Raw genomic sequence first — 26,167 nt, forward strand, 5'->3', positions numbered from 1 at the left:
TATAAAGAGTTCCTGTACCGCCATACTGTCAGCGCAGTGCGGTATCGAAAGGTGCAATCTCTAAGATTGCATGGGTCGCAAAGATTCCCCCACCATAGCTCTTAGCTTGGTGGTGGGAGTATGTCAAAGTAGGTGAAAAGAGTTACCCACAATATGCTAAGACTCAGGTCATAGATTATTGTTTGGATTTGTTGAATTTTCATGAAGGTAGTCATCAGCAAAAGGTCATACCACTTTTAATTTCAACCCAAGCTCAAAGTTGTGAACAGTCATGGTCAGCGGTATCCACTTATCAAGATACTTTATGCTGTAACACCCATAATTTACGGATTGTAATCGAACAAGCGCTTTATCAATTTGCAGGTCTTACGCAACTTAATATCAAACAGTGGGTTGAGTCTCGATATAAACCAACACCCACAATTATTGAAGCAGCTCAGGCGTTATATCAAGGTCATACAGTGGATGAAATTTCTAGAAGTGATGCCGGTGCAAAAAATTTAGCGATCACTTCGAAAAAAATCGAACAAATTATTGAAGATGCAAAATTAACAAATAAAAAAACGATTTGTTTTTTAACGGGTGTACCTGGTGCAGGAAAGACATTGGCCGGTCTTAATATTGCGAACCAGCGTTTAAAAACAAATGAACAAGAACATTCTGTATTTTTATCTGGGAATGGTCCTTTAGTTGATGTTTTACGTGAAGCATTGGTTCGAAATACCGTGGAACTTGCTAAGCAACAAACAGAAAAAAAGACGCGATCTGAGGCAGAACGTGAAGCCAAAGCCTTTATACAAAATATTCATCATTTTAGAGATCATTATTTGAAATCAAATGAGGTGCCAATCGAAAAAGTCGTTATTTTTGATGAAGCTCAAAGGGCCTGGCAAAAGGATCAGGTTTCAAACTTTATGAAACAGAAAAAAGGTATTGATAATTTTTCGATGTCTGAACCAGAGTTTCTCATTAGTGTTATGGATCGCCACGCTGATTGGTGTGTCGTTGTTTGCCTGATTGGTGGTGGGCAGGAGATTAACACTGGAGAAGCAGGTGTTTCTGAATGGCTATCAGCATTAGAACATAAATACCCGAAATGGAAGATCTACTTTTCTAACAAAATTTTGCAGGATAAAGTCTATTTAACTGATCCTAAACAACAATTCTGGGTTCAAAAAAATGGAAAAAATGAGGAAGATTTACATCTTGCTGTTTCTGTCCGGTCATTTCGCAGCGAACAAGTTTCACATTTGATTCAACATGTATTAGATGGTGATGCAAAGTCCGCGAAAGAAACTTACCATATGATGTCCCAAGATTATCCTATTCTGCTTTGTCGTGATTTTAATGTTGCTAAACAGTGGTTAAAAAGAAAGGCTAAGGGTTCAGAGCGCTTTGGGGTTATTGCTAGTTCGGGTGCCAGACGTTTAAAAGCCGAAGGTATTGATGTAAAGAATAAAATAACACCTGCAGATTGGTTTTTGAATTCAAATACAGATGTACGTTCTGCGTATTATTTGGAAGATATTGCAACTGAGTTTGATGTGCAAGGCTTGGAAATAGATTACAGTTGCGTGGCATGGGATATTAATTTTTATTTTGATCAAGATTGGCAATTTCAAGCCTTTAAAGGTAGTCGATGGCAAAATATAAGGCAAACTGAAAAGCAGAAATACCTGTTAAATGCATATCGAGTGCTACTGACTCGGGCGCGACAAGGTATGGTGTTGTATATACCATCTGTAGATGACAGTGACTGGACTCGTCCCAAGAAATATTATGATTCGACGTATAATTTTTTGAAGCAATGTGGTTTCAATACGCTATAAAAAAACCTCCCATTTGGGAGGTTTTTTTATTTCTTTTAAGGCCTATCAAAGATAAATGAGCTGAATCTTAAACTTCGCAATAAAGTGTAAAAATCACACAAATTACGTATCAAAACACACTATAGAATCGTTCGATTGTCAGACAATATATAAGTCACGCCATAAAGTGGTCACAAACTTTAGGCTTTACATACTTACATCTAATTATTTGATATTTATTATAAACGGTAAAATGATGACATCTAAAATTGAACGATATCGATTTCATATTCACGACTTTTTATCTGGAACAGTGGTATTTCTCGTGGCTTTACCACTATGTCTCGGCATTGCATTGGCTTCTGGCGCACCGATTCTCTCTGGTATTATTGCCGGCATTGTCGGTGGTATTTTAGTTGGGGCACTGAGTGGCTCACATATCAGTGTTGCAGGGCCTGCAGCAGGTTTAACAGCAGTCATTTTGGTACAGCTTGAACTACTCGGCGGCAACTATGCCGCCTTTTTATTGTGTATTGTTTTTGCCGGTATTTTACAGATTGGATTTGGCATATTTCAGCTCGGTTTCTTTGCCAACTTTATTCCGAACAATGTCATATTGGGTTTGTTGGCAGCTATCGGGCTGATTTTGATTGGGAGTCAAATACCTTATTTGTTTGGCTTGAACCAATTTTCATGGTCTGTGCTGTGGCAGTCACAGCCGCTCGATTTGCAATGGGATATTGGTGCCGTTCTGATCGGTATCGGTAGCCTTGTGCTGATGTTGCTATGGGAGCAGAGCCCTTGCAAAAAGTGGGTTTTGCCTTCGGCCTTGGTTGCTGTCATTCTTGCTGCACTGTGTAATGCTGTGTTGGTGCTTAGTGGGTCACCTTTGGCAGTTCATCCATCGAACCTCATCCAACTTCCAAACCTTTGGGATCAGCCACAAAATGTGATGATCTTTCCAGATTGGACCGCTTTAAATAATCCTCTGATTTATACGGGCGCTATCACTTTGGCGGTCGTGGCGTCATTAGAAACCTTATTAAATTTAGAAGCAGCAGATAAATTAGATCCGCATAAACGCTCTTCACCACCTAACCGAGAGTTATGGGCGCAAGGCATCGGCAATGTCGTTTCGGGTGCTATAGGCGGAATGCCGCTGACTTCAGTAATTGTTCGTAGTTCGGTCAATGCCAGTGCTGGAGCTAAAAGTAAATGTTCTTCAATCTTTCATGGCGTGTTGCTCTTGTTTGCTGTGCTGTGTTTAGTGCCTTTGATGAACATGATTCCGCTTTCAGCATTAGCTGCAATTTTAATCCTCACAGGTTTTAAACTGACACATCCCAAATTGTTTAAACAGCTGTATTTAAAAGGTTGGAAACAATTTATTCCTTTTATTATTACCTTATTGGCGATTTTATTCACAGACTTATTGCTCGGAATCTTGATTGGTTTAGCCAGTAGTGCGGCCTTCATTTTATACGCCAATTTTAATAAGGGGCTGAAGGTGTATAAAGAGCATCATTTACATGGGGTGATTACACGGATTGAATTGCCTTCACAAGTCAGTTTTCTCAACCGGTCGGCATTAATCTCGGCATTGGAACATATCCATCGCGGTGAACAAGTGGTGATTGATGCCACACATGTGAGTGATATGGATGCTGATATTTTCCAACTCATTCAAGAGTACCAACAGGAAAAGGCTGTGCAGCGTAAAGTGCAAGTACAGTTGATTGGTTTCAAGGCACACTATGCCGATGCGCAGGAGGCGGCATTAGATATAGATATCAGTACCGCAGCTTTACAGCAACGTTTGACGCCAGAGGCCGTGCTCGCTTTGCTCAAAGCAGGCAATGAACGTTTTGTACAAAATGAGCGTTTGCAACGAGATATCTATCGTCAACTGCGGGTGACCGCAGAAGAAGGGCAGCATCCGATTGCGGCAGTGTTAGGTTGTATGGATTCTCGTGCGCCGACTGAAATGATTTTTGATGTTGGAATTGGTGATTTATTTAGTTTGCGCATAGCGGGGAATGTCGCGGGGCAAAAAGTTTTGGGTTCATTGGAATTTGCCTGCGAAGCCAAAGGCGCCAAAGTGATCGTAGTGCTTGGTCATACGGACTGTGGTGCGGTTAGCAGTGCTTGTCAGTTGTATTTAGCTGGTCAATCGATACAGAGCCTGACGCGTATGCCGCATATTCAATATGTGCTGGGGCCACTCAATGAGTCTGTATCGCGTGTTGCCGAATTGATGCAACCACAAACGCTGAGTCCGGCATTTTTAGAGCAAGTGACGCAAATGAATGTGCATTACAACATCCGCTATATTTTGCAAAATAGTGAAGTGCTACAGCAATTGGTGCAAGAAGGTAAAGTGGCGATTGTTGGTGCAGTGTATGATGTAAGAACTGGACGGGTTAATTTCTTCGGATAAATAAAATCTGATGACATAAAAAAGGATCATCATGAACACATGATGATCCTTTTTATTGAACTAAAATACACTAGCGAATCATCGGTACGATCCAACTGGTAATGATCAGCAAAATACCGAAATGTCCCAATTTACGGGTCACATATACCAATTTTGACGGCTTTTGTTCCAATTGTTTCGCATAGTCTTCGATGCTAATGCCTTGTTTTGCATTACTGGTAAATAAAAACACCGCCAAATCGATACAAATTAAAATCGTACCAACATCTGCCACCACTTCCATTAAATCGTATTGGCCGCTGATCAAGGCGGTTGACACTTGATAAACAAGGAAAAGTGCAAAAGCGATGCAGGCATACTGCAAAACAGTTAAAAATATCCGCATAAATCTATACTAAATAAGCTCAAAATTTTGAAATAGGATTATAGCGTCCCTCGCAAGAGATTACTGTAACGCTCAGAGTGCTTGCATGACTGCTGGGAAATGTTGCTTTTCAACCAACTCCAAAAACTCATCGCCCATACGCTGACTTTCAGCCACACATTGATTCCACATTTTAATGCGTTGTTGGTTGTCTAAGCCTTTGAGGGTAAAGTCTTTACGGTCAGGCAGTCGGCCAAGCGGCAAGCTTGCAAGGTATTCTTGTGAAGGTGACAGTAACAGGGTACGCGCCTGATTTTCAGGATTGGCTTGGCGTTTAAATAATTTATCAAACCAACCTGGGGTGATGCTATCCGTGAAATGTGGATACAGCACGATGCCCTGACTTTGGAAGGGTAGGTCAATATGATAGTCAATCAGGCCGCCATCGCGGTAACTGCCTTGTGGCGCATCAGGGATATCACGTATCGCGGCCATGACACCGGGAATAGATGCAGAAGCCATAAGCCACGGCATGACACTGTCTTGAGTCAATGCATGGTAATGCGTGGTAAAGCCATCATCCGCCACGGTAAATTGATGACCTGACACAGGCTGACTAATTACACGCTGCATGAAATAACGACTGTGTTTACGTGCGAGCGCTGTCGTGCCCACGATCCCTGCGACAGAGGCTAACAGAGGCAGGGCTTTATCACTTTGGAAAATATGCTGAGCTTTGACTGAAAGCACAGTGAGGTGATAATCCGGGTGATTAACCAGTGCCGCTTCTTGACCTTGAATCAAATCGATCAGCATGCCACGACACACATCGCTGACTTCTTGACGGCTCATCTTTTTATGAAAGCTCAGATTGGTATACAGCTCAGAGAGGCGTTTCGTCCCTTCAATGGCTCCCCAAGCAGCAATACTGGCAAAGCGCCAACTGCCAATCGATGAACCAATTAAAGTACGCTTTTGTTGCGCGCGTGGCAAAAAGTCAGCAAAAATCGCCTGATCTAAACCTTGAATACCAATGCCTTTCGGACCACCCGCAGCACCGGGCAGGATATCCACTTGAGCAGCGTTTAAACCCTCTTGTTCAATCAGTTGGCGGGCTAAATGGCCAGCACGGATATTGAGCGCAGGCGGTCTTTTTTGCAAAATTTGAGTCATGGTAGTCGCTTAAAATACAGTCGTAGAATTATTCTAGTGCGTTTTTGCACAGACCCAATGGCTGAAACTTCCGACAAATGACTTCTCAGTCATATCAGGGCGTCGCTCAGGAATGCTGTAATAGTTGTTCGTTATGCCGATGCAATTGAAACAAACTGAGGCAGACGATTGCCCATGTCGCCATTGGAAAGACCGCCCAAGCAAATAGGTTAATGATAAAAATCACGGCCCCAGCTAATAACCAATAATTTAACCCCGCCATCAGCTTTTGCTGTGGCAAACAAAGTAGGAATAAACAGGGAAGTGCATTAAAGAGAATGATCCACCAAAATGTAGCGCTATGCTGCATCCGATACAGGGTGGTGTTGGCTGTCGGTTGCCAGTTTAGAAAAGGCATGTGCATATTTAATTGAACCAACACATCGAGCAGGGTCGAAAAACTATACAGCAAGGCCGTTGCACATGCTCGGAGAGGGTTTCGACCATACAGTACCCCTAAATAACTGTATGACATGGCGTTCAGCCTTATTTAAATTTTTGAATTTTTTGTTTTTATGGCTTTAAGCCTTTTATTGTCAAAAGGCTTAAAGGAGCTATGGATACATCAAGATCATTTAAACACAGATTATTTAAACACACGCCAAATGGCAAGTAAGCTTGAAAGTGCAATTAATACGATGGAAACGTACCATGGCGCAATTATCGCAATGGAGAGGAAGATGGCCATAACACTGCCAAAGACCCAACTACGCTTTTGCTGATGTTCCATTTGCAAGCGCATGCTTTGCAGTTCATTGAGTTGTTTAGCATGCCAAGCCGACTGATTTTTTAAACCATTCAGGCTGTCGATCATCAGCGTTGGTAAATCTTGCGCACCTAAAAGTAAGTCTGGAATTTTTTGTCCGAGTTCTTTTAAGTTTTTCTGCGGATTCATTTGCACTTTAATCCAATCGGTGAGGATTGGTTTTGCCAAACTCCAAATATCCAATTCAGGATAGAGATCAGTTCCTAAACCTTCAACATGGACCAAGGTCTTGAGCAGCAACATCAATTGTGGCGGAATCTCTAAATGGAAACGACGCGCAATATCCATCACTTGAATCAGGATGCCGGCGAAGTCCAATTCATGCATTGGTTTAGAGACCATCGGGCCAACCGTACGACGCATTTCACGTGCTAATGCATCTTGATCTGTACCCGGTGGAATCCAACCCGCTTGATGCACGATTTGAATCAGCTGCATAAAGTCGCTGTTCATAACCGCAAGCAGCATGCGTGCTACGGTCATTTGGTCGTGCTTTGAAAGCTCACCCATAATCGCGCAGTCCAAGGCAATAAAGCGTGGATTGCTTGGATTGATGGTTTCGACGAAGACATTCCCCGGATGCATGTCTGCATGAAAGAAGTTGTCGCGGAACACTTGGGTAAAGAAAATGGTGAGCCCTTTTTCGGCTAAATCTTTACGATCCATGCGCAAGCGATCAAAGGTCGCAATATCAGAAATCGGCACACCGGTAATACGTTCTTCGACCATGACATCACGGCTGTCCATATAGACTTCAGGCACGTACATCATGCTTGAACCGGTGAAGTAATGACGCATACGACGTGTGTTATCCGCTTCTAAAGTCAAATCCAATTCATTGAGAATAATTTGACGGTAGTCCTGAATAATTTCGGACAGATGCAGGGCACGAGCGGCTTCTAGGCGTTTTTCAAGGAACTGACCAAGCCACTCTAATATTTCAAAATCATGCAGAATTTGATTGCGAATATTCGGGCGAGTCACTTTCACCACGACTTCGCGACCATCATGCAGGGCAGCAGTATGCACTTGTGCAATAGATGCTGCGGCTAATGGTTGCTCGTCAAAGCGTGCAAATAAGGTATTCACATCGGCTTTGAGTGATTCCTGAATGCGCATTTTGGCAACGTCATTTGAAAAAGGTTTTACACGGTCTTGTAGAAGCACCAATTGCTGTAAAACTTCAGGTGGAATCAAATCACGACGGGTAGACAGTAATTGCCCCATTTTAATGGCCAGCGGGCCCATCTCTTCCATGGCTTCTTTGAGCTTGAGCGGATTTTTTCGCTCGCGGCTTGACCATGCCGCAGGGTGCATGCGAATGAGAGAAAGAATATGACGGGCTTTTTCCGGTAATTCTTCCGCAGGAAACAACGTGTCGAGTCTATAGTGCGCAGCAATGCGCCAAAGGTCGAGTAAACGTGAAACGTGCGGAATCATATATGCAATTACCTAGTCTTAAGTGTTGTCTTGTAATGAGTCAATTTGGCTGTGCAGCTGCTGAATTTTTGCTTCTGCACGGTCCAGATTTTGATTCAAAATTCGGGTGTCTTGATTCAGGTCATCCATTTGCCAGCGTGGGGCAAGCAAGCCTGAATCTTCTTTTAACGCGTCTTCAGCAAAGAACAAATGGCTTTGTAAAGTACGTTTGAGATGTTTGGGTGCAAGTTGTAACTTACCAATTTCATGCGCAAGGCTTGGACCAATCCAAGGGCTTAGATGCGAAGCTAAATCGGGCTCAGCTTGCTGCATAATGCGCTGGATATCCTGCAATAAGTGATAATCACCTTGCAATGGGATATTGCCAACATCTTCAGCCAACAGCAGTTTAAGGAGCTCGACGACTGTTTTGACATGTAAGGTCGCCGTTGCTTCAGTTATGTTTGAATGCTGTTCGAAAGGGCGTTGCTCAAAGATGGATGCAGTTTCAGTATGTCCTGTTGGCGTCGGTTCTAAGCGAACTTTCTGATCGTCAAAAAACACATCCACCGACAATTGTGGTGAGTCGATCACCACACGAAGCATTTTGCCTTGCAATTCATTCAGTTGGATGCGAGTAATAGCATCCAAATCAATGACATGATGAATTAAGCGTTCAACTGCACCAAGTGCGAGAATCGACCACATAGTTCAGCCTGCAGTATTAAAGTTTGAAACCACGGTGTACAGCTACGATACCACCCGTTAAGTTGTGGTAATCACAGTTTTGGAAGCCGGCATTTTCCATCATACCTTTAAGCGTACGTTGGTCTGGGTGCATACGAATCGATTCTGCAAGGTATTTATAGCTTTCAGAGTCATTCGCTACGATTTTACCCATGATCGGTAATGCAGTGAATGAGTACAAATCATACAGTTTTGAGAATGGTTCAAATACCGGTTTAGAGAATTCTAAAATCAGTAAACGACCACCTGGCTTAAGTACGCGGTACATTGCAGCTAGTGCAGCATCTTTGTCAGTCACGTTGCGTAGACCAAATGAAATGGTCAATAGGTCAAAACTGTTGTCAGCAAAAGGTTCTAAAGTTTCAGCATTGGCCAAAACGAAATCGACATTGGTACAACCAGCATCAATTAGGCGGTCACGACCGACATTGAGCATCGATTCATTAATGTCTGAAAGCACCACATGACCAGTCGGGCCAACTTCACGGCTGAACACTTTGGCAAGGTCGCCTGTACCGCCTGCAATATCAAGCACGTGCTGACCGCGACGAACACCTGACATGTTAATGGCAAAACGTTTCCATAGACGGTGAATACCAAATGACATTAAATCATTCATGATGTCGTATTTTGCAGCCACTGAGTGGAAAACTTCCGCGACTTTTTGCGCTTTGTCTTCGCTGCTCACGGTCTGATAACCAAAGTGTGTGGTTGGCCCAACATTACCTGTGTTCGCGCCACGTGGCAGATTATATTTGGGTACTGAACCTGTCACAGGTGTGTCGGTCAGACGTTGTTCTAAAGATTGTTGCTGACCTTGCGCTGTCCCTTGTGGTAAAGGTTCAGTTAAGAATGGACTCGCTTTGTCTGTATTTTGTGCCGACTCAGGTGTAGGGACAGGCGTTTGATTCTCGTTAGACATTAGAGTCACTCCTAACTTATAAATAGGGTTAATGTTACTTTGTAAGCATGATGACAGATTCTCTGTTGTTATACAGCAGTCATTTGCATTTGTTGTGAATAATATACAGAAAAAATAAGGGGCTGCTGTAATTGCTTTGCAAAACCCCTATAAAAAATCTGAATTCAGCCTTGAACGCCCTGTTTGTTTTATATCAAATGTGGGCTGAATGGGGATGATAATTTTGTTAGGTCGCAGGCTGAAACGGGTTCGGGTCTCCAGCATGTACACGGTCAATGATTTGACGTTCTACAGTGGTAAATTCACGCACAAATTTTTCTGCTGACTTAAGTGGTTTCATTGCGAGAAAGCCATCTTGCATAAAGTCATACATCACTTCGAAGTTATATTTTATTGCTGCACCTTTGCACATCTTAAAGGCGGTATAGACCATAAATGAGCGCATATATTTATCTAAATTACGACCTAAATCGTCCAATAGTTGCAGCTGTAACATACGGTCCTTGCCCTGATCGAGCTTAAGATAAGTCTGGCGCATCATTTCATCGGTTAAGGGCAGATTGGATGGATAATCTTCTAATAATTGCATGGCCACTTGTTCATCAAGCTGTACGGCTAAAATGGCAAGTTGAACGCCCGAAGTACCAGTCTTTATGGCATTGTCTGGAATCAATTTTTCAGCTTTGTGTGCATAGCGCGTGAGACGAGCAATTTGTGCTGCTAATGCATCAAAATCAGGACCGCCATATAAACGATTAATAAAATATTCAGACATCAGCACATTGTGTTTTTCAGCAAATTGTACGGCATGTGTGCGTTGCATACGTTGTTTTTGCCACTGCTGGACATCTTGTAAACGCTGTAAAATTTCTGGCTTTTTGTGGTAGTTCAACTGGTAATACAGTTCAAGTAAATCATCTAATACTGCAAGTTTGGACATTGAGTGTCTCAATTATTTTTTAGATGTTTGAATCTTAGTGGGTGTTGGAGCTTAGGGCTATGACAAAGTGACGAAATTACAGGTCAATCTGAGTCAGTTTGTTGCAGAAACGGTCATATTTTCCATTTCAGCATATACATGAAAGCATTGTTGTGGGGTGAAGGGCATGGTTATACTCAAAACAGAATAAAACCAAGGGTCCGCCATGAGCTTAAAAGAAACAGAATTTCAATTGATGGATGAAGAACAACTCTCGGTTGAGCTGATTGAAGCGCAGTATCAACTGAAAAATACCAGCCGTCAGCCCAATGCCAAAAGCATGTTGATTTTAGTGAGTGGAATCGAGCTTGCGGGTAAGGGAGAGGCTGTCAAACAGCTCCGCGAATGGGTCGATCCACGCTACTTAATGGTGAAAGCGGATGCCCCGATCATGTTTAATCAAAAACAAACGTTTTGGCAGTCTTATGCACGGTTTATTCCTGCCGAAGGGCAAATCATGGTGATGTTTGGAAACTGGTACAGTGATTTGCTCAGTACCGCCATGCATGTGTCGAAGCCTTTGGATGAAACCTTATTTGATGAATATGTCGAGAACATGCGAGCCTATGAACAAGACCTAAAAAATAATCATGTCGATGTGATTAAGGTCTGGTTCGATTTATCTTGGAAATCTTTACAAAAACGTTTGGATGAAATGGACCCGAGTGAAGCGCGTTGGCATAAATTGCATGGTTTAGATTGGCGCAATAAAAAACAATATGACAACTTGCAACGTTTACGTCAGCGTTTTAGTCATGACTGGATCATTATCGACTGTGAAGATGAGCAAGTCCGTGATCAGCAATTTGCACAGTATATTTTACGCACTTTAAAACATTGTCCAACACATGAAACTAAAGCGGTAGGGCGTTGGAAACAAGCCAAAACACCACAGGCTTTATTGGAGCCAAGTACAGCCGTCGCTGATGAAGCCGATTATAAAAAAGAATTAAAAAAATTAAGCCGTAAGGTGGCTGAAGCTTTACGTTTTGATTCACGCAACGTGGTGATCGTGTTTGAAGGGATGGATGCCGCAGGGAAAGGCGGAGCAATTAAACGTATTGTTAAAAAGTTAGACCCACGCGAATATGAAATTCATACCATAGCAGCACCTGAAAAATATGAACTACGCCGTCCTTACTTATGGCGCTTTTGGAATAAAATTGTCCCTGAAGAGAAAATCACGATTTTTGACCGCAGTTGGTATGGTCGCGTCTTGGTTGAGCGGATTGAAGGCTTTGCCAATACGGTTGAATGGCAGAGGGCCTATGATGAAATCAACCGTTTTGAAAAGGACTTATATGACAGTCAAACGGTCGTTATCAAGTTCTGGTTAGCCATAGGAAAGGATGAGCAAGCTGCACGGTTTAAAGCTCGAGAAGAAACCGCGCATAAGCGTTTTAAAATTACTCCAGATGACTGGCGGAATCGTGACCGTTGGGATGACTATCTCAAAGCTGCCGCAGATATGTTGCAACGTACGGATACAGAATATGCGCCGTGGCATGTGATCGCGACCAATGACAAACATAGTGCGCGCTTACAGGTATTAGAGACGATCTTAGCGCAATTGAAAGCAGATTGAATGCATGAAAAAAGCCACGATATTCGTGGCTTTTTTCATTTTCAAAACTAGCTCATTTTCAGATCTACTTAATCTTTAGATCTATGGTTTAGATCACTTTGATTTATAAACGATGTTGATGCGCTAGATATCGCCGTTAAACATTGTTCGGCGTTAGGACAGGTTGGTTCGGAAATTTCTGTTGAATACGCTTCGCCAATTGGTAGCTTTCTTCTACATGGGTTTCAGCGACTTTTTTCATCACAATATAACCCAAACTGGCTGCCACCAATTGTCCACCTAATGGAATAAATTTGGTCACTTGTTTGGTAATATATTTTGCTGCAATGTTATTTAGCGATTTTTTCATGGCGGTTCGTGCAACCACTAAACCAGAAAATTCGACACCACGTTTACGCAGTTCTGTCCAATGAATTTGTTTGGTTTTCGGGTCATACACACTAATTTGATCTGGCGCTAAACCAAAACGCGCATTAATTTCTGGAATGAGCTGTGACAAAATTCCGACATCAATCACCACATCCAAAAATGGCACAGGAATAATAGCTGCACCTGCTGAAAAATAAGCACGTTTTTTGACGAGCTCTAAGCATTCAGCGCGAATAATGTCCAGATTTAAGTTAGGGTCGATGGAATCAGGAATGTTATCAATTTTCATAAGCAGATACCCTTGATACTGGATTGGTTTTTTTCTCATAAAGTATCATTAAGATACTTGTTTAAAAGCATTTTTTGCAATCTATTCTCTTGTCAAAGTCGCATAGACAGCCCAAGATGTATAGTAAATAATCATTGTTGTTTTGTAGTAGTTGGTCACTCAGGCTGTAAAGGTAATCCATGGCAATACATGTAATTCAAAGTCAACGAATCGAAGTTTTGGTGGATTGTCTAATCAAAAAATTGAAATCAAATCAGTCGACTAATGCATTATCTGTCTTGCAAGAACGGCATATCGTGGTACCCGATCAAGCCATTGCAGCATGGTTAGAAAAACAAGTTGCTGAAAAAATCAGTATTAGTGCCAATATTAAGCATCATCGTAAAATTTTAGGGTTGCAGTGGAAAGCCTACGATTGGGCCTTGCCGAACAAACAAGACCGTGAGCGAATTAAAGGTATCAACATGCCGCCATTGATTATGCAATGGCGTATTTATAATGCTTTAGCCGGTTTTATTGCAGCTGATCAGTTTGATGCTGCTCAGATTCCGACAGACGTGCAGCCCTTAGTTCAGCGTATTTTTGACAGCACAGCACAACTCTCAGATCGAAAAAAACGTGAGCAAAAGCGCCAAGAAATGTTGTACTGGATCGCTGCTCAAGTCACTCGGCTTTTTACCAACTACATGGCCTTTCGTGGCAGTTGTATTCATACCCCTGATGAAGGTGTTGAGCACTGGGTTTGTCCACATTGCGATACCGACTGGCTAAAAGCGTGGAGTCATAACCAGCCATTAAATATTATGCAACTCACAGGTCTGAAACCTGAACAAGCTGATGAATATTTACCGACTCAGGCTCGACAACTGGAGCATTGGCAGCGTTGGTTATGGCATCAAGTATTCCAAAAAGACTTTAATGACCGTCAGGAAATAGACAATAAATTTTGGTTTGCCTTGGCGCGTGCTGAGCAAAATCGGCAGCAGCAGTTTGATTTGGATGCTGAGGATGATGAACGCGATGATGATGAGCGTCATCAAACCTATAACGGTTTGCCTGAACAAATTTTTGTTTTTACGACCTTAGAATTACCACCTGCACAACTGAAATTTTTATATCGCTTGGCGGCGTATACCGAAGTACATTTGTTGTATTTCAACCCATCGCGTGAGTATTGGGCAGACATGGTCGATCCAGTTTGGAAAGATCGTTATAACTTGAAATTACAACAGCGTTATATTGAGCGAAATCCCAATGTCAGCACAGCGCAAATTCAGGCCTATCTGAGTACGACCAATGCCGAATTTCGTGAATCACAGCATTCACTACTGACGCGTTTAGGCAAGCGTGCGCGGGATAACTTTGCATTATTGGTGAATATGTCTGGTGGCGAAGGCTGGGAAGATATTTTTCCAGACACCGAGCCGACAACACTGCTCGCTCAAATTCAATATGACATCATGACCTTAGAAGAACCCGAGCAGCATCAATATGCACTCGCGGGGGCAGATGAATCGATTCAATTTCATGTCTGTCATTCTAGCCTGCGTCAGTTAGAGGTTTTACGTGAACAGTTGGTGCATTGGTTGGCCGATGGCACGGAACAAGAGCCACGCCATCCGAGTGATATCTTGGTCTTGGTGCCAAACTTAAAAGAACTGGAACCGCATATTCGGACGGTCTTTTCGACGACTCGAGGCATGGGTCGCAGTGCTGTGGATTTACCTTATATCCCAGTCAAAATTGCAGGGGTGGTCAGTCAAGATATTCAAAATGCATGGCAAGCCTTTGTTGGACGCATTGAAATTAGTCAAGGTCGTTTTACCGCAGAAGATTTTCATGATTGGCTGAATTTGAATGCGGTGCAAGAACTGTATCAGCTCGACCATGTGCAAATGGAACGTATGATGGAACTGCTGATTCAAGCTGGTTTCCGTCGTGGTTTAGACGAACAGCACATGTTGGCTTATTTGTCCGAGCAAGACCGAGATTATCGTTATACCTTTAAATTTGCATTAGACCGTTTGGCGTTAGGAATTGCGATACCACAACATGCCGTATTTGAGGACACCTTAAGTTTTGCAGGGGTGTCGAGTAGTGATTTTGAGTTGGTTCAAACTTTAATTCAGATCTACCGAGATATCAGTGCGCGTCGAGATTGGCTCAATCCGAATCTCAGCACACAGACTGTCAAAGTGTGGTTGCAACAATTAGATGCAGATTTAAAGCCTTTTGTGGAAGCCAGTGGTCGAGCATTTGAAACCATTCGCAGTGTGATGCGTGCGATGACGCAACGTCTGCATAATGCCCAAAGTGATAAAGTTGAGTCGCTCCCAAACAGCTTTAATTTGCCATTATCTTTGCTGCTCAAAGAAATACAACAAGGCATCGATAGCTCTGCCGATCAGATCGAACCGACAGGATCAGTGACCTTTGCGGACATGGGGAAAATCCGCCAAGTCCCATTTTCATTGGTGGTGTTAATGAACATGGATAGCGGCAAATTTCCGCGTCGTGATCAGCAAGTGCCTTTTGATTTGATGGATGTGTTTAAACCGGTTTTGGGTGATCGCTCTCGTTTGGAAGATGATAAAGGTGCATTTCTAGATGCCTTGTTATTTGCCCGACAGTCCTTGTGGATTTTCTATAATGGCTTTGATGTCAATGATGGTGAAAGTCGGGAGCCATCCTCTGTGATATATGAATTTAGCCAGTTCCTCGCACGGATGATTCAGCCGCAGCAATTGAACCAACCCCATGATGCCATGCTGGATTTGGATGGCTTACGCATTCCACAGCAGCTCGAGCCGCTATACCATATTTATCCTTTGCAGCCTTTTGACCCGATGGGTTTTCAGCAGTCGAAAAACTTACGATATAAAGATCAATGGTTTGCTGTGGCGGAACATATTTTAGATCAGTCGGGACAACGCCAATCGTGGATTAACCGTGATTATCCTGTGCATGATGAGCAAGAAGTACGGGTATTAGATGGTCAGGAATGGATTAAAGATGTGGTGTTTCCTGCCCGTGCATATTTGAAAACGCTTGGCGTGGCCAGTGTCTATACTGGTGACCAATTGCCGCAGCAAGAGCCTTTGTTGCTGGACCGTTTACAGCAATATCATGTCCGTGACTTATTGCAAAAGCATTATATGCAGCCTGCCTCTCGTGTCGATCAAACAGAGGATCAGAACTCTACGACCTCAGCTGAACCCGATATGGCCTTGTTCCAAGATGTACTGCCTGTGGGACATAGCCAAATAGCGACTTGGAAGCTCAGTTTGCAAGAGCAGGCACAGTTATTAGAGCGTTTAGATGGACGTTGTGTAACCGTGACCACCCTACAAAACCTACAGCTTGAACCGCATTTGATACTGAGCATCACCGTGCCTGAAGACCCTCAGAGTATGCATTGGTTGAGCTGTATGGCGTCAGGGGCAAAGCCTAAGCGTCAGACGCAAACGTGGCTCGAATATCTACTGTGGTTGAGCTATTTAGACTTAGGGGATGAGGGCGCTGCGTATCGTCGTGAAGTGATTTGTAATGATAAAAGCATAGTCTGTTGTGGATTAAGCTCTGCACAAGCCAAGCTGCAGCTCAGTGAGTGGGTGGCGATGTGGAAACATGCACAAAAACGTCCAGTGGTGCTGCCTGCTGCCTTAATTCGCCAAGAAAAATGCACTTGGGTGGAAAATGAAACAGGCCAACTCATGCCAGATAATTTTGCAAAGCTTCAAGAGGAATGGCTGAAAAATCATAGTTTTGGTGGAGTGGAGTTGGAATCGAATGAAGCCAATAGCCACCATCGTGATTGGACTTTTATTTTACAGCAACAAGCGGCAGATGAGCTTCTGGCATTGTCCTGTCGTTATTATGCAGAACGTTTATATCATGTGATGGATACCGAGGCAGATGACGGCCTAAAAAAACTTAATGTCATCAAGCCTGAGGTGAAAAAATGAATATGCCACAGCAAACGATGAAAATGTCCACCAACCCGATTGCAGACATGAGCTTTACGGGGCTGCACTGGATTGAAGCCTCGGCTGGTACAGGGAAAACCTATACGCTTTCCAGTCTGATGGTGCGGATTTTTCTCGATCGCTATATGCCAAATCAGGTCATTGCCACCACCTTTACACGTAAAGCCACAGCGGAACTCAAAGCGCGGGTACGACTGCGGATTGAAGAAACCCGTGACTTTATTTATGGCCTGCTCGCGGCACCTCAAAATGAGTTGGCCGAACTTCAGCAAAGTTTGAGTGACCCTTTGTATCAGCAAGTGCTAAAAGATCATGGGCATCATTTAGATTATGCTTACAATCGTCTGAACGTGGTCTTACAACAATATGAAGAACTCTTTGTCGGAACTTTAGACAGCTTTAGTCAAAAGTTATTACGTGAATTTGCCTTTGAAAGTGGTCGTATCGAACAGGTGCAAATCAGTGATGATGAAGACCTGCATATTGAACGGATCATTCATGATTTATTAAGAGATTGGATCCAGCAGCAGCCTGCACATTTGATTGAATATTTGATGTTGAATCATCAGTTGAAAGGTCCTGAATATTATCTGGGCGTGGTAAAGGAAAGTCTAAATTTCCCATCGGTGGATTTGCGCGTCCCTGAATTACCCGAAAATGCTTTGGCGCATTTTGAAGCGATGTGTCATCAGCTTGCGCAAATGCTGCCTGCCGCTCGTGTAGAGCTTGCAGCGTGTTTTGATGCAGGAAGTCATTATAAAAACTTGGTGGACGCTCGACGTTTTAATAAAGGTGCATTCTTTGTTACCTTTAATACACGCATTCCCGAGTTTTTACAGCACTTTGAAGCAGCGGGTAGCCAAGGGGTTTTGACTCAGTCCGATGTGTTACAACAGACAATGAAAGCCATTCGTTCATTGTTTTATGATCCGAATAAAACTGAATTTAAGCCACGTGTCTTTAAAGACAAAGTCGTTGAAGAACAGCCGGATATCTCAAAAGAATTTTATCAACATGCTTTTGTTCAACAACTCCGAGCGGTGCTCAGCGCTTATGAACATATCAATCAAGCAGAACAATATCTAAATTTTTATTTGGCGCAGGAAGTTAAAAAGCGTTTGCCTCAAGTGTTGTCCCACGCTGGGGAAACCACCTTTTCACAACAAATTCGGACCTTATCGGAAGCCTTACAGCAAAGCTCAGCCGCAGGGAAAGACAGTTTTGCTGCTCATGTTTTAGCACGATATCCGCTGATTTTAGTCGATGAATTTCAAGATACCAACCAAGATCAAGATGACATGCTGTCTAGCATTTGGCGGGTCAAGGAGCGCTTACATCAGGGTTGTATGATTATGGTCGGCGACCCCAAACAGGCGATTTATGGGTTCCGTGGCGGTGACATGCTGACCTATCGTAAAGCGCGTCATGATATTCAAGCCAAGGGTGGGCGTTGTTATACCTTGAACAAAAACCATCGTTCAGTCAAAAACTTGGTTGAAGTGGTGGATGCCTTGTTTCATCGGCAAATGGACTTTGGTGAGCAAGTTGAATACACCCCGATTCAAGCAGGTGAGCGTGAGCATCCGCCGCTGATTGATCATGAGCAAGTCAATCCACAACCGCTGCGTTGGTTGGCTTTGGATGAAACGCTAAATGAAGCAGAGCAAGTGGCTTGGCAGATTCAGTCCTTGCTCAACCAAGCTCAGCAAGGACATTTATATTTTCAAGACAATAATACCCAGCGAGCACTGACAGCAAACGATATTGCGGTCTTGGGGCAAAACCATTTCGACTTAGAGCAAGTACAGCAATATTTATTGCAGCTGGGCGTTCCTTGTTATAAAGCATCTCGGGACAGTGTCTATAAAAGTTCCGTCGCACAAGACGTTGCCGCTTTGCTGACGGCGATTTTAAATCCTTATCAAGAAGCCAAGGTGAAACGTGCGCTACTGAGCCGTTTATTGGGTTTTGATCTGAAACAATTGGTCGCACTCGAACAGCAAGCGGATGGACTGAGTGAAATCATCGAAAAACTCGAACAGGTCCGACAAATTTGGAATGAGCAAGGATTCCGCAGCGCGTGGAATAGCTGTATGACGGTCTTTCAGGTGTGGACGCGGTTGGTGGCTGGACAAAGTCGAGATAATGAACGCACAGTGGTGAATTTACGCCATATCGCAGAATTATTAAGTCAGCAAAGTGAACACTACACCGGTGCGCATAAGCTCTATCAATGGTTTATTCGCCAAATCAATTTAGGCATCAATAATGAAAGCACCCAAGAGCGAAAATTGACCGGGCAATTGGGGGTGCAACTGATGACGATTCATGCATCCAAAGGCTTAGAGTTTGGTTGTGTGTTTTTATTGGGAGCAAATGCGGGCTTAAGTGAAAAAGGCAATTTGAATTTTTCCCTTAAAGACAATCAGCAAAAAAGCCTTGGGTTAGAACGTGTGATTGCCGTGAAGTCTTCAGACTTACCCGAAGATGATATTCAACAAAATGATGCGCGCAATGAAGCAGAGCATCATCGCTTGTGGTACGTGGCGTTGACCCGTGCCAGTTATCGTGTCTATGCCGTGCTACGTCATCATGAAGTAGAAAAGAAACAATTGGCAGAAGCGCGTTCAGGACTGACTTTTTGGCGTGGAAGCGAACCTGATCTGTTCCAACATGCAGAAAGTGTGGATGCTGATGTTTTGCGTGCAGCACCACCAATTTTGACTCAGACTCAGGTTGAAACTGTTGTATTAGACGCTGAAGAAATTCCCAACAGCCATTTTTATCCACGGGAAACCACCAGTTTTACCGCGCTCACGCGTACGGCACATAAGACACATATACAACGTGACCAACTGGCAGCGGCAATGAACGAACAGGAAGACAGTGCTGCCGATGAAGTTGAACAGCTTGAAATCGTTGAAGCAGAAACGGCAGAGAAAATAAGCTGGATTAAACGGCATTTTCCAAAGGGAACCAAGCCCGGAAGTTTCTTGCATAAATTGATGGAAAAAGTTCGATTTAGCACCCCAGAAGAGAAGTTGGCCAAAGCCATCGCATCACGTTTTCATAGTGATGTTGAGTTTGATTCGCCGCAAATGTTGCAAAACTTAATGAAACAGTTCGGGCAAACGGCAAACCCTGAGCAAGATGAAGCTGAACTGATTGAAGAAATGCGGGAATGGTACAGTCAAATTATTCATACACCATTGCATGATGGTTTTAGCTTGCATCAGTTAAACGATGGCGAATATCGTTCGGAAATGGATTTTCATTTGAGTATGGCAGATCGTGCATTGGCGATACGTAAAATACGCATGCTATTTGAAAGCCTAAAAGAGCCAGATTTACAAATACAAGATTTGAATGATGTGTTTACAGCACGCTATCTGACGGGGTCGATTGACTTGGTGTATTTTGATGGTCAGCGCTATCACATTGCCGATTATAAAAGTAATTTCTTAGGCGATCAGACCGCACATTATGATCATGCCTATATTCGAGAAAGTATGAGTCATTCCAGTTACTGGTTGCAGGCTGCATTATATTTGGTGGCCCTGCATCGTTATTTGAAAGCCGTGATGAAAGACTATGATATGACGCAGCATTTGGGTGGGGCGAGTTATCTGTATCTTCGTGGTATGGATGGACAGTCCGATCGTGGAGTATATCACTGGAAGCCGGCGGATACATTCATTCAAAACCTCGATGCAATATTGAGCGAAAAGGTTGTGGCTAAAACGTGAAAAAGCACGAAAAAGATAAAAATATTCACGCTGAAACAATAAGTTGCTTTGTGGATAAGTTTGAGGATAACTGTGTGGAAAATGATCAAAAAGCCTTGTCAGCACAGCCTTTGCACGCGGGACAAGAAAACACTGTAGAAATGCAGGTTTTAGTTACCCAAAATCCCCAAGAAACTGCTGATTTAGATGCGGTTTTGCCGGATTGGATTGACTATTTAATCCAACATTATTTACCCAATCAGGTCAGTCATCCTGCTGCAAATCAGTTAATTCAACAATTGATGCAAGCCGTGGAAAAAGGCGACAGTTGTATTTTGGCCGAAAATGTACAGATTCAATGTTTGGCTCAGATGGTTCAGCTTGAGCAAGCTGAAAAAACGCCGGTTGCGCCTTTTGTATTTGATTCACAGCGACTGTATCTCTATCGCTATTGGGCACTAGAAAATGCTTTAGCCAAGCAAGTTGCACGTTTAAAACAGCAAACAGAGCAAGATCTTAATCAAACGCAGATGCTTAATATTGAAAAGGATTTACTGACCGATCCCCATCAGATCCAAGCACTGCACATGGTGTGTCAGCACAATTTTAATATTATTACCGGTGGGCCTGGGACAGGTAAAACTTATACCTTGGCTCGGATTATTGCCGTGTTGAATGAGCAAAATCCAAATTTAAGAATTGCGATGGCAGCGCCGACAGGAAAAGCGGCGCAGCGAATGGAAGAAGCCTTACAAGCAGCGTTTAAAGATCCTGCATTGCAGCATTATTCGATTATTCACAAACATTTGAAACCCGTAACTTTGCATCGTCTATTGGGTTTAGGGACGCGCGCTATCCCGCGGTTTAATGAGCGCCAACGCTTACCCTATGACGTCATTGTGGTCGATGAAGCCTCCATGTTGGATTTAAGTTTGGCGCAGATGCTATTCGCGGCAATCCCTCAACACAGCAAGCTGATTCTCTTAGGGGATGCAGAACAGTTGGCTTCGGTCGATGTTGGCGCTGTTTTGGCCAACCTTCAGGATGTCGATGCCTTACAAGCCAACCGTACCCATTTACAGACCAGCCGCCGTTTTGTACAGGGTGCAGCCATTGGTGAGTTTGCTCGTTTTATTCAACAACAAGAACAACAGCAAACAACCACTGAAGTTCTGGCGAAATTCGAACATCAGGTGGTATCTGCATCCGAACTTCAGCCGATTCAACTGACACCGAATATGAGCGATGTGATTCAGTTGCAATATCTCCCCGACGCTACGAACAGTGCGGCACATTGGGCAAAATATTATGATCAACTGATGTATGGTTTTCAGCCCTATGTGGCGTGGTTAAAACAATGGCCAGAGCAACCCGCTGAATATGCAAATTGGTCAGCCCAATTGATTCGCTATTTTGATGATTATCGGATTCTATCGGCCATTCGACATGGAAAATTAGGCTTACACGAACTCAATCAGCAGATTGAACTTCGGGTCTTAAATACCTTGGGTGTGTTGAAACAAGGGGATTGGTATGTCGGTCGTCCAGTCATGATGACCTATAACGATTATCAACTTGGACTATCAAATGGTGATATCGGGATTTGCTTAAAACGACCGATGACGGAAAAGTCGCAGTTTGAGGTTTATTTTCCAAGTTTGGATAAATGGGTGGTGGCAACACGGTTACCTAAAAGTATAGAAACCGCCTATGCCTTGACCATACATAAGTCTCAAGGTTCTGAATTTACCCATACGGCGGTAGTTTTGGAAAATCATGCTACCGAAATGATGAGTAAAGAGCTGATTTATACCGCCATCACTCGTGCCAAAAAAGTGGTGAGTTTGCTTGTTGCAAAAGATGCATTGGCAAAAGCGCTTATAAAAAGAACAGCGCGAGTTAGTGGTCTGTTAGAAAAAATTAACAATCACCTACCTTTGTAAAGCCTAGGCAAAATGTACCGTATTTTGTAAGAAATGGCTTACATCGATTCAGGAGATTTGCGCATAGAGCTTTTTAGAGCTTTTTGAGAAGATGACTTCACAGAAAAAGAACTCAACACGGATGGTTGAGTAAAATCGCAAAAGTATAAGAATAACGTCAAAAGACAGCGAACTTACAGTGAAGTAAGGAAATAGGAAACTTACAGCCGCTAAGCCTTGTAGTTTTGGGAGAGACTACAGGGCTTTTTTATGTCTGGAAAATAAGAAATGCCTATACGCTGTAACAGAAAAGAAATAGAGCTTAACTGATGTACGAAAAAGCTTACATATAGATACGAAAAATACGACTTTTATCTAATAGCCGTTGTGGCAAAATCTACCACATAAGGAAGTGCAAGTTAAAACATGGAATGTTTGACATAAGGACGCGGAAAAGCGCCACATAAAACAATAAATAATAAAACAATAACTAAAAAAGAAGAAACTACAGCGCAAAAAAGCCCGAGCCTAGCTCGGGCTTTTTTTTAATCATTCCACTTTGAGTTTTGCATGCTAAACATCGAGTGGCAAAATATATCAAAAAATCAGTTTAAAATTCATTCAATGACATCGCATTCAACATGTTAGAAATATGCGGTTTTGTGTCGCATAAAGTATCGAAACATATAAAAAATTTATAATGGAATCGATGTGAAAAAAAAGGCGCTATTATCGTCATGAAAACCTGACGAAGTCGGCCATCTCTTTTTGCAATTGGGACGATTTTCCCTTAATATAATGCACTTGCTGTAGTGATGCACGGCAGTCAGCTGATTTATCAGTTGATTCGTATCAAAAGTTAACTTTATAAGCATCTCGGAGAAATCGAATGGCTTTAACAAACGCAGATCGCGCAGAGATCGTTGCAAAATTCGCTCGCGCTGAAAACGACACTGGTTCACCAGAAGTTCAAGTAGCTCTTTTAACTGCTCAAATCAATGATTTACAAGGTCACTTCAAAGAGCACAAACACGACCACCATAGCCGTCGCGGTCTTATCCGTATGGTTAACCAACGTCGTAAGCTTCTTGACTACCTTAAAGGTAAAGACGCTACTCGTTACAGCGCATTGATTGCTGCTTTAGGTTTACGTCGTTAATTCGATTTAAACTTTTATTTTCGGACTATTGCATGCTTAGTGCTGTATTACTGAAAACTAAAGTCTATCCAACCTTGGTTGGATAATGGGGAAGGGGCGTTGATTCGCTCCTTCTTTGTGTCTCAAATTAGTATTTTTAATTAATGTTTTTAATATCTAGTGAGGTCGGCTTCTAAGCTTTGTCATTTATGTTGCAGCGTTTGGGGCGTTGAGTGAATGCCAAACCTTAGGGGTCTCCACTAGAATAAAATCAGGAAAAAATAAAACATGTCGATGTTTAATATTATTCGTAAAGAATTCCAATACGGTCAGCATCAAGTTGTCCTAGAAACAGGTCGTGTTGCGCGTCAAGCGAACACTGTAATCATCACTATGGGTGGTGTACAAGTTCTTGTTGCCGTTGTTGCTCAACCAACAGCTAAAGCAGGTCAAGACTTCTTCCCATTGACTGTTAACTACCAAGAAAAACAATATGCTGCAGGTCGTATCCCGGGCGGTTACGGTAAACGTGAAGGCCGCGCGTCTGAAGCTGAAACTCTTATTTCACGCTTAATCGACCGTCCAATCCGTCCGTTGTTCCCAGAAGGTTACTACAACGAAATCCAAGTGACTGCGACTGTGATTTCTTCTGACAAAACGATGGATGCTGACATTGCTGCAATGTTAGGTACATCTGCTGCACTTGCAATTGCGGGTACGCCTTTCCGTGGTCCAATCGGTGGTGCGCGCGTTGGTTTAATCAACGGTGAATACATCCTTAACCCGAACCACGAACAGCTTAAAGAATCTGACCTTGACCTTGTGGTTGCAGGTACAGAATCTGCAGTATTGATGGTTGAATCAGAAGCGAAAGAACTTTCTGAAGACCAAATGCTTGGCGCTGTATTGTTCGGTCATGACGAAATGCAAATCGCGATCCAAGCGATTAAAGAATTTGCTGCGGCTGCTGGTGCAACAGAGTCTACTTGGACTGCACCTGCGAAAAACGAAGACCTTCGTGCAAAATTAAAAGAAGCGTTTGAAGCGAAAATCTCTGAAGCATACACAATCGCTGTTAAACACGATCGTTATGCAGCACTTGATGCGCTTCAAGCTGAAGCTGTTGCTCAATTTGTTCCAGAAGAAGACGTTGACGGTATCGCTGACGACTTAGCTGAATTATTCGAAGACCTGAAATACCGTACAGTACGTGACAACATCTTGTCAGGTAAACCACGTATTGATGGCCGTGATACTAAAACAGTTCGTGCGCTTGACGTACAAGTTGGCGTGTTAGACCGTGCTCACGGTTCTGCATTATTCACACGTGGTGAAACTCAGGCGTTGGTAACAACAACTTTGGGTAATACACGTGATGCGTTAATGGTAGATACATTAGCGGGTACGAAAACTGACAACTTCATGTTGCACTACAACTTCCCTGCATACTCTGTAGGTGAAACTGGTCGTGAATCTGGTCCTAAACGTCGTGAAATCGGTCACGGTCGTTTAGCGCGTCGTGGTGTACAAGCTGTACTTCCAGCAGCTGACCGCTTCCCGTACGTGATCCGTATCGTATCGGACATCACTGAATCTAACGGTTCATCTTCAATGGCTTCTGTATGTGGTGCTTCTCTATCACTTATGGACGCAGGTGTTCCACTTAAAGCGCCAGTTGCGGGTATCGCAATGGGTCTAGTCAAAGAAGGCGAGCGTTTCGCAGTTCTTTCTGACATCTTGGGTGACGAAGACCACCTTGGCGACATGGACTTTAAAGTAGCAGGTTCTGCAAACGGTATTACTGCACTTCAAATGGACATCAAGATCGAAGGTATTACTGAAGAGATCATGGAAGTTGCATTGAACCAAGCGTATGCAGGTCGTATGCACATCTTAAATGCAATGAACCAAGTAATTTCACGCGCTCGTCCTGAAATCTCTATGCACGCGCCTACATTCCAAGTGATCAACATCAACCCTGATAAGATCCGTGATGTGATTGGTAAAGGTGGCGCAACGATTCGTGCGATCACTGAAGAAACTAAAGCAGCAATCGATATCGAAGATAACGGTACAGTTCGCGTATTTGGTGAAACTAAAGCGGCTGCTTCTGCTGCTGTTGCGAAAATCCAAGCGCTTACTGCTGAAATCGAACCAGGTACAATCTACACTGGTAAAGTGATTCGTATCGTTGAATTTGGTGCGTTTGTAAACATCCTTCCAGGTACTGATGGCTTACTTCACATCTCTCAAATTTCTAACGAACGCATTGCGAACGTTTCAGACGTATTATCTGAAGGTCAAGAGATCAAAGTACAAGTTGCTGATGTCGACAACCGCGGTCGTATCAAATTAACCATGAAAGACATCGAACAAGCTTAATGGTTTGTTGATTCACAGGGTTTCGGCTCTGTGAATGGATTCTAAAAAGCCTTGAGTGCAGTCAGAGTATGAACTTTGACTTGCTCAAGGCTTTTTTTATGGCATCATGCAAAAAGT

Annotated in this window: 16 protein-coding genes; 8 read left to right on the forward strand and 8 right to left on the reverse strand. The window is 43.1% G+C overall.

The genetic code is table 11. The features are described 5' to 3' along the window. Nucleotides 1-182 precede the first annotated feature (182 nt). Together FTU05_RS06855 and FTU05_RS06860 are read left to right on the forward strand one after the other, a co-directional pair. Nucleotides 183-1,829: a DUF2075 domain-containing protein gene (locus FTU05_RS06855; protein ID WP_257230095.1), complete on the forward strand. Its 1,647-nt coding sequence runs from the start codon at nucleotides 183-185 to the stop codon at nucleotides 1,827-1,829. 235 nt (nucleotides 1,830-2,064) lie between these two features. Then, entirely contained in the window at nucleotides 2,065-4,245 is a 2,181-nt protein-coding gene (locus FTU05_RS06860) for a SulP family inorganic anion transporter (protein ID WP_180164764.1), read from the forward strand. Nucleotides 4,246-4,315: 70 nt separating this feature from the next. Here FTU05_RS06860 and FTU05_RS06865 read toward each other — a convergent pair whose 3' ends face one another. The 7 genes from FTU05_RS06865 to FTU05_RS06895 all read right to left on the reverse strand — a co-directional run bounded on the left by FTU05_RS06865 (nucleotide 4,316) and on the right by FTU05_RS06895 (nucleotide 10,615). Beyond that, nucleotides 4,316-4,630, reverse strand: a complete 315-nt coding sequence (locus FTU05_RS06865) for a hypothetical protein (RefSeq protein ID WP_078189807.1) — start codon at nucleotides 4,628-4,630, stop codon at nucleotides 4,316-4,318. A 72-nt stretch (nucleotides 4,631-4,702) separates the two neighbouring features. After that, nucleotides 4,703-5,782, reverse strand: a complete 1,080-nt coding sequence (locus FTU05_RS06870; protein ID WP_180002876.1) for a patatin-like phospholipase family protein — start codon at nucleotides 5,780-5,782, stop codon at nucleotides 4,703-4,705. Between the two features lie 106 nt (nucleotides 5,783-5,888). Beyond that, nucleotides 5,889-6,296 carry a hypothetical protein gene (locus FTU05_RS06875; RefSeq protein WP_180026788.1) on the reverse strand — a complete coding sequence of 136 codons (408 nt, stop codon included), beginning with the start codon at nucleotides 6,294-6,296 and terminating at the stop codon, nucleotides 5,889-5,891. 111 nt (nucleotides 6,297-6,407) lie between these two features. Continuing rightward, entirely contained in the window at nucleotides 6,408-8,027 is a 1,620-nt protein-coding gene (locus FTU05_RS06880; protein ID WP_180164716.1) for an AarF/ABC1/UbiB kinase family protein, read from the reverse strand. Nucleotides 8,028-8,045: 18 nt separating this feature from the next. Further along, nucleotides 8,046-8,714 carry an SCP2 domain-containing protein gene (locus FTU05_RS06885; protein WP_180147084.1) on the reverse strand — a complete coding sequence of 223 codons (669 nt, stop codon included), beginning with the start codon at nucleotides 8,712-8,714 and terminating at the stop codon, nucleotides 8,046-8,048. Nucleotides 8,715-8,730: 16 nt separating this feature from the next. Then, on the reverse strand, nucleotides 8,731-9,675 hold the full coding sequence (ubiE, locus tag FTU05_RS06890) for a bifunctional demethylmenaquinone methyltransferase/2-methoxy-6-polyprenyl-1,4-benzoquinol methylase UbiE (protein WP_078192823.1): 945 nt from the start codon (nucleotides 9,673-9,675) through the stop codon (nucleotides 8,731-8,733). 226 nt (nucleotides 9,676-9,901) lie between these two features. Then, nucleotides 9,902-10,615 (reverse strand): hypothetical protein, encoded by a 714-nt coding sequence (locus tag FTU05_RS06895; RefSeq protein ID WP_180002883.1) that lies wholly within the window; start codon nucleotides 10,613-10,615, stop codon nucleotides 9,902-9,904. Nucleotides 10,616-10,820: 205 nt separating this feature from the next. Between FTU05_RS06895 and FTU05_RS06900 the strand changes: the two genes are divergently transcribed. Continuing rightward, the gene (locus FTU05_RS06900; protein WP_168377973.1) at nucleotides 10,821-12,239 is read left to right on the forward strand and encodes a phosphate--AMP phosphotransferase; all 1,419 of its coding nucleotides are present in this window, start codon (nucleotides 10,821-10,823) and stop codon (nucleotides 12,237-12,239) included. 136 nt (nucleotides 12,240-12,375) lie between these two features. Here FTU05_RS06900 and FTU05_RS06905 read toward each other — a convergent pair whose 3' ends face one another. Continuing rightward, on the reverse strand, nucleotides 12,376-12,897 hold the full coding sequence (locus FTU05_RS06905; RefSeq protein WP_180164718.1) for a hypothetical protein: 522 nt from the start codon (nucleotides 12,895-12,897) through the stop codon (nucleotides 12,376-12,378). Nucleotides 12,898-13,076: 179 nt separating this feature from the next. On the opposite strand from FTU05_RS06905, the gene FTU05_RS06910 reads away from it, so the two are divergent. The 5 genes from FTU05_RS06910 to pnp all read left to right on the forward strand — a co-directional run bounded on the left by FTU05_RS06910 (nucleotide 13,077) and on the right by pnp (nucleotide 26,050). Further along, nucleotides 13,077-16,862, forward strand: coding sequence for an exodeoxyribonuclease V subunit gamma (locus tag FTU05_RS06910; RefSeq protein WP_180164720.1), 3,786 nt, complete (start codon nucleotides 13,077-13,079; stop codon nucleotides 16,860-16,862). Beyond that, on the forward strand, nucleotides 16,859-20,629 hold the full coding sequence (locus tag FTU05_RS06915) for a UvrD-helicase domain-containing protein (protein ID WP_180164722.1): 3,771 nt from the start codon (nucleotides 16,859-16,861) through the stop codon (nucleotides 20,627-20,629). Before FTU05_RS06910 ends, FTU05_RS06915 begins: the two co-directional genes overlap by 4 nt. Nucleotides 20,630-20,769: 140 nt before the next feature. Then, nucleotides 20,770-22,551 (forward strand): exodeoxyribonuclease V subunit alpha, encoded by a 1,782-nt coding sequence (gene recD / locus FTU05_RS06920; protein WP_180164766.1) that lies wholly within the window; start codon nucleotides 20,770-20,772, stop codon nucleotides 22,549-22,551. An 868-nt stretch (nucleotides 22,552-23,419) separates the two neighbouring features. Next, complete coding sequence (gene rpsO / locus FTU05_RS06925; protein WP_005007057.1) at nucleotides 23,420-23,689, forward strand: 30S ribosomal protein S15; 270 nt, start codon at nucleotides 23,420-23,422, stop codon at nucleotides 23,687-23,689. Nucleotides 23,690-23,962: 273 nt separating this feature from the next. Then, entirely contained in the window at nucleotides 23,963-26,050 is a 2,088-nt protein-coding gene (pnp, locus tag FTU05_RS06930) for a polyribonucleotide nucleotidyltransferase (protein WP_171262611.1), read from the forward strand. The last annotated feature ends 117 nt before the right edge of the window (nucleotides 26,051-26,167 follow it).

It is taken from the genome of Acinetobacter sp. YH12049 (genome assembly GCF_013419875.1).
GTDB lineage: Bacteria > Pseudomonadota > Gammaproteobacteria > Pseudomonadales > Moraxellaceae > Acinetobacter > Acinetobacter amyesii.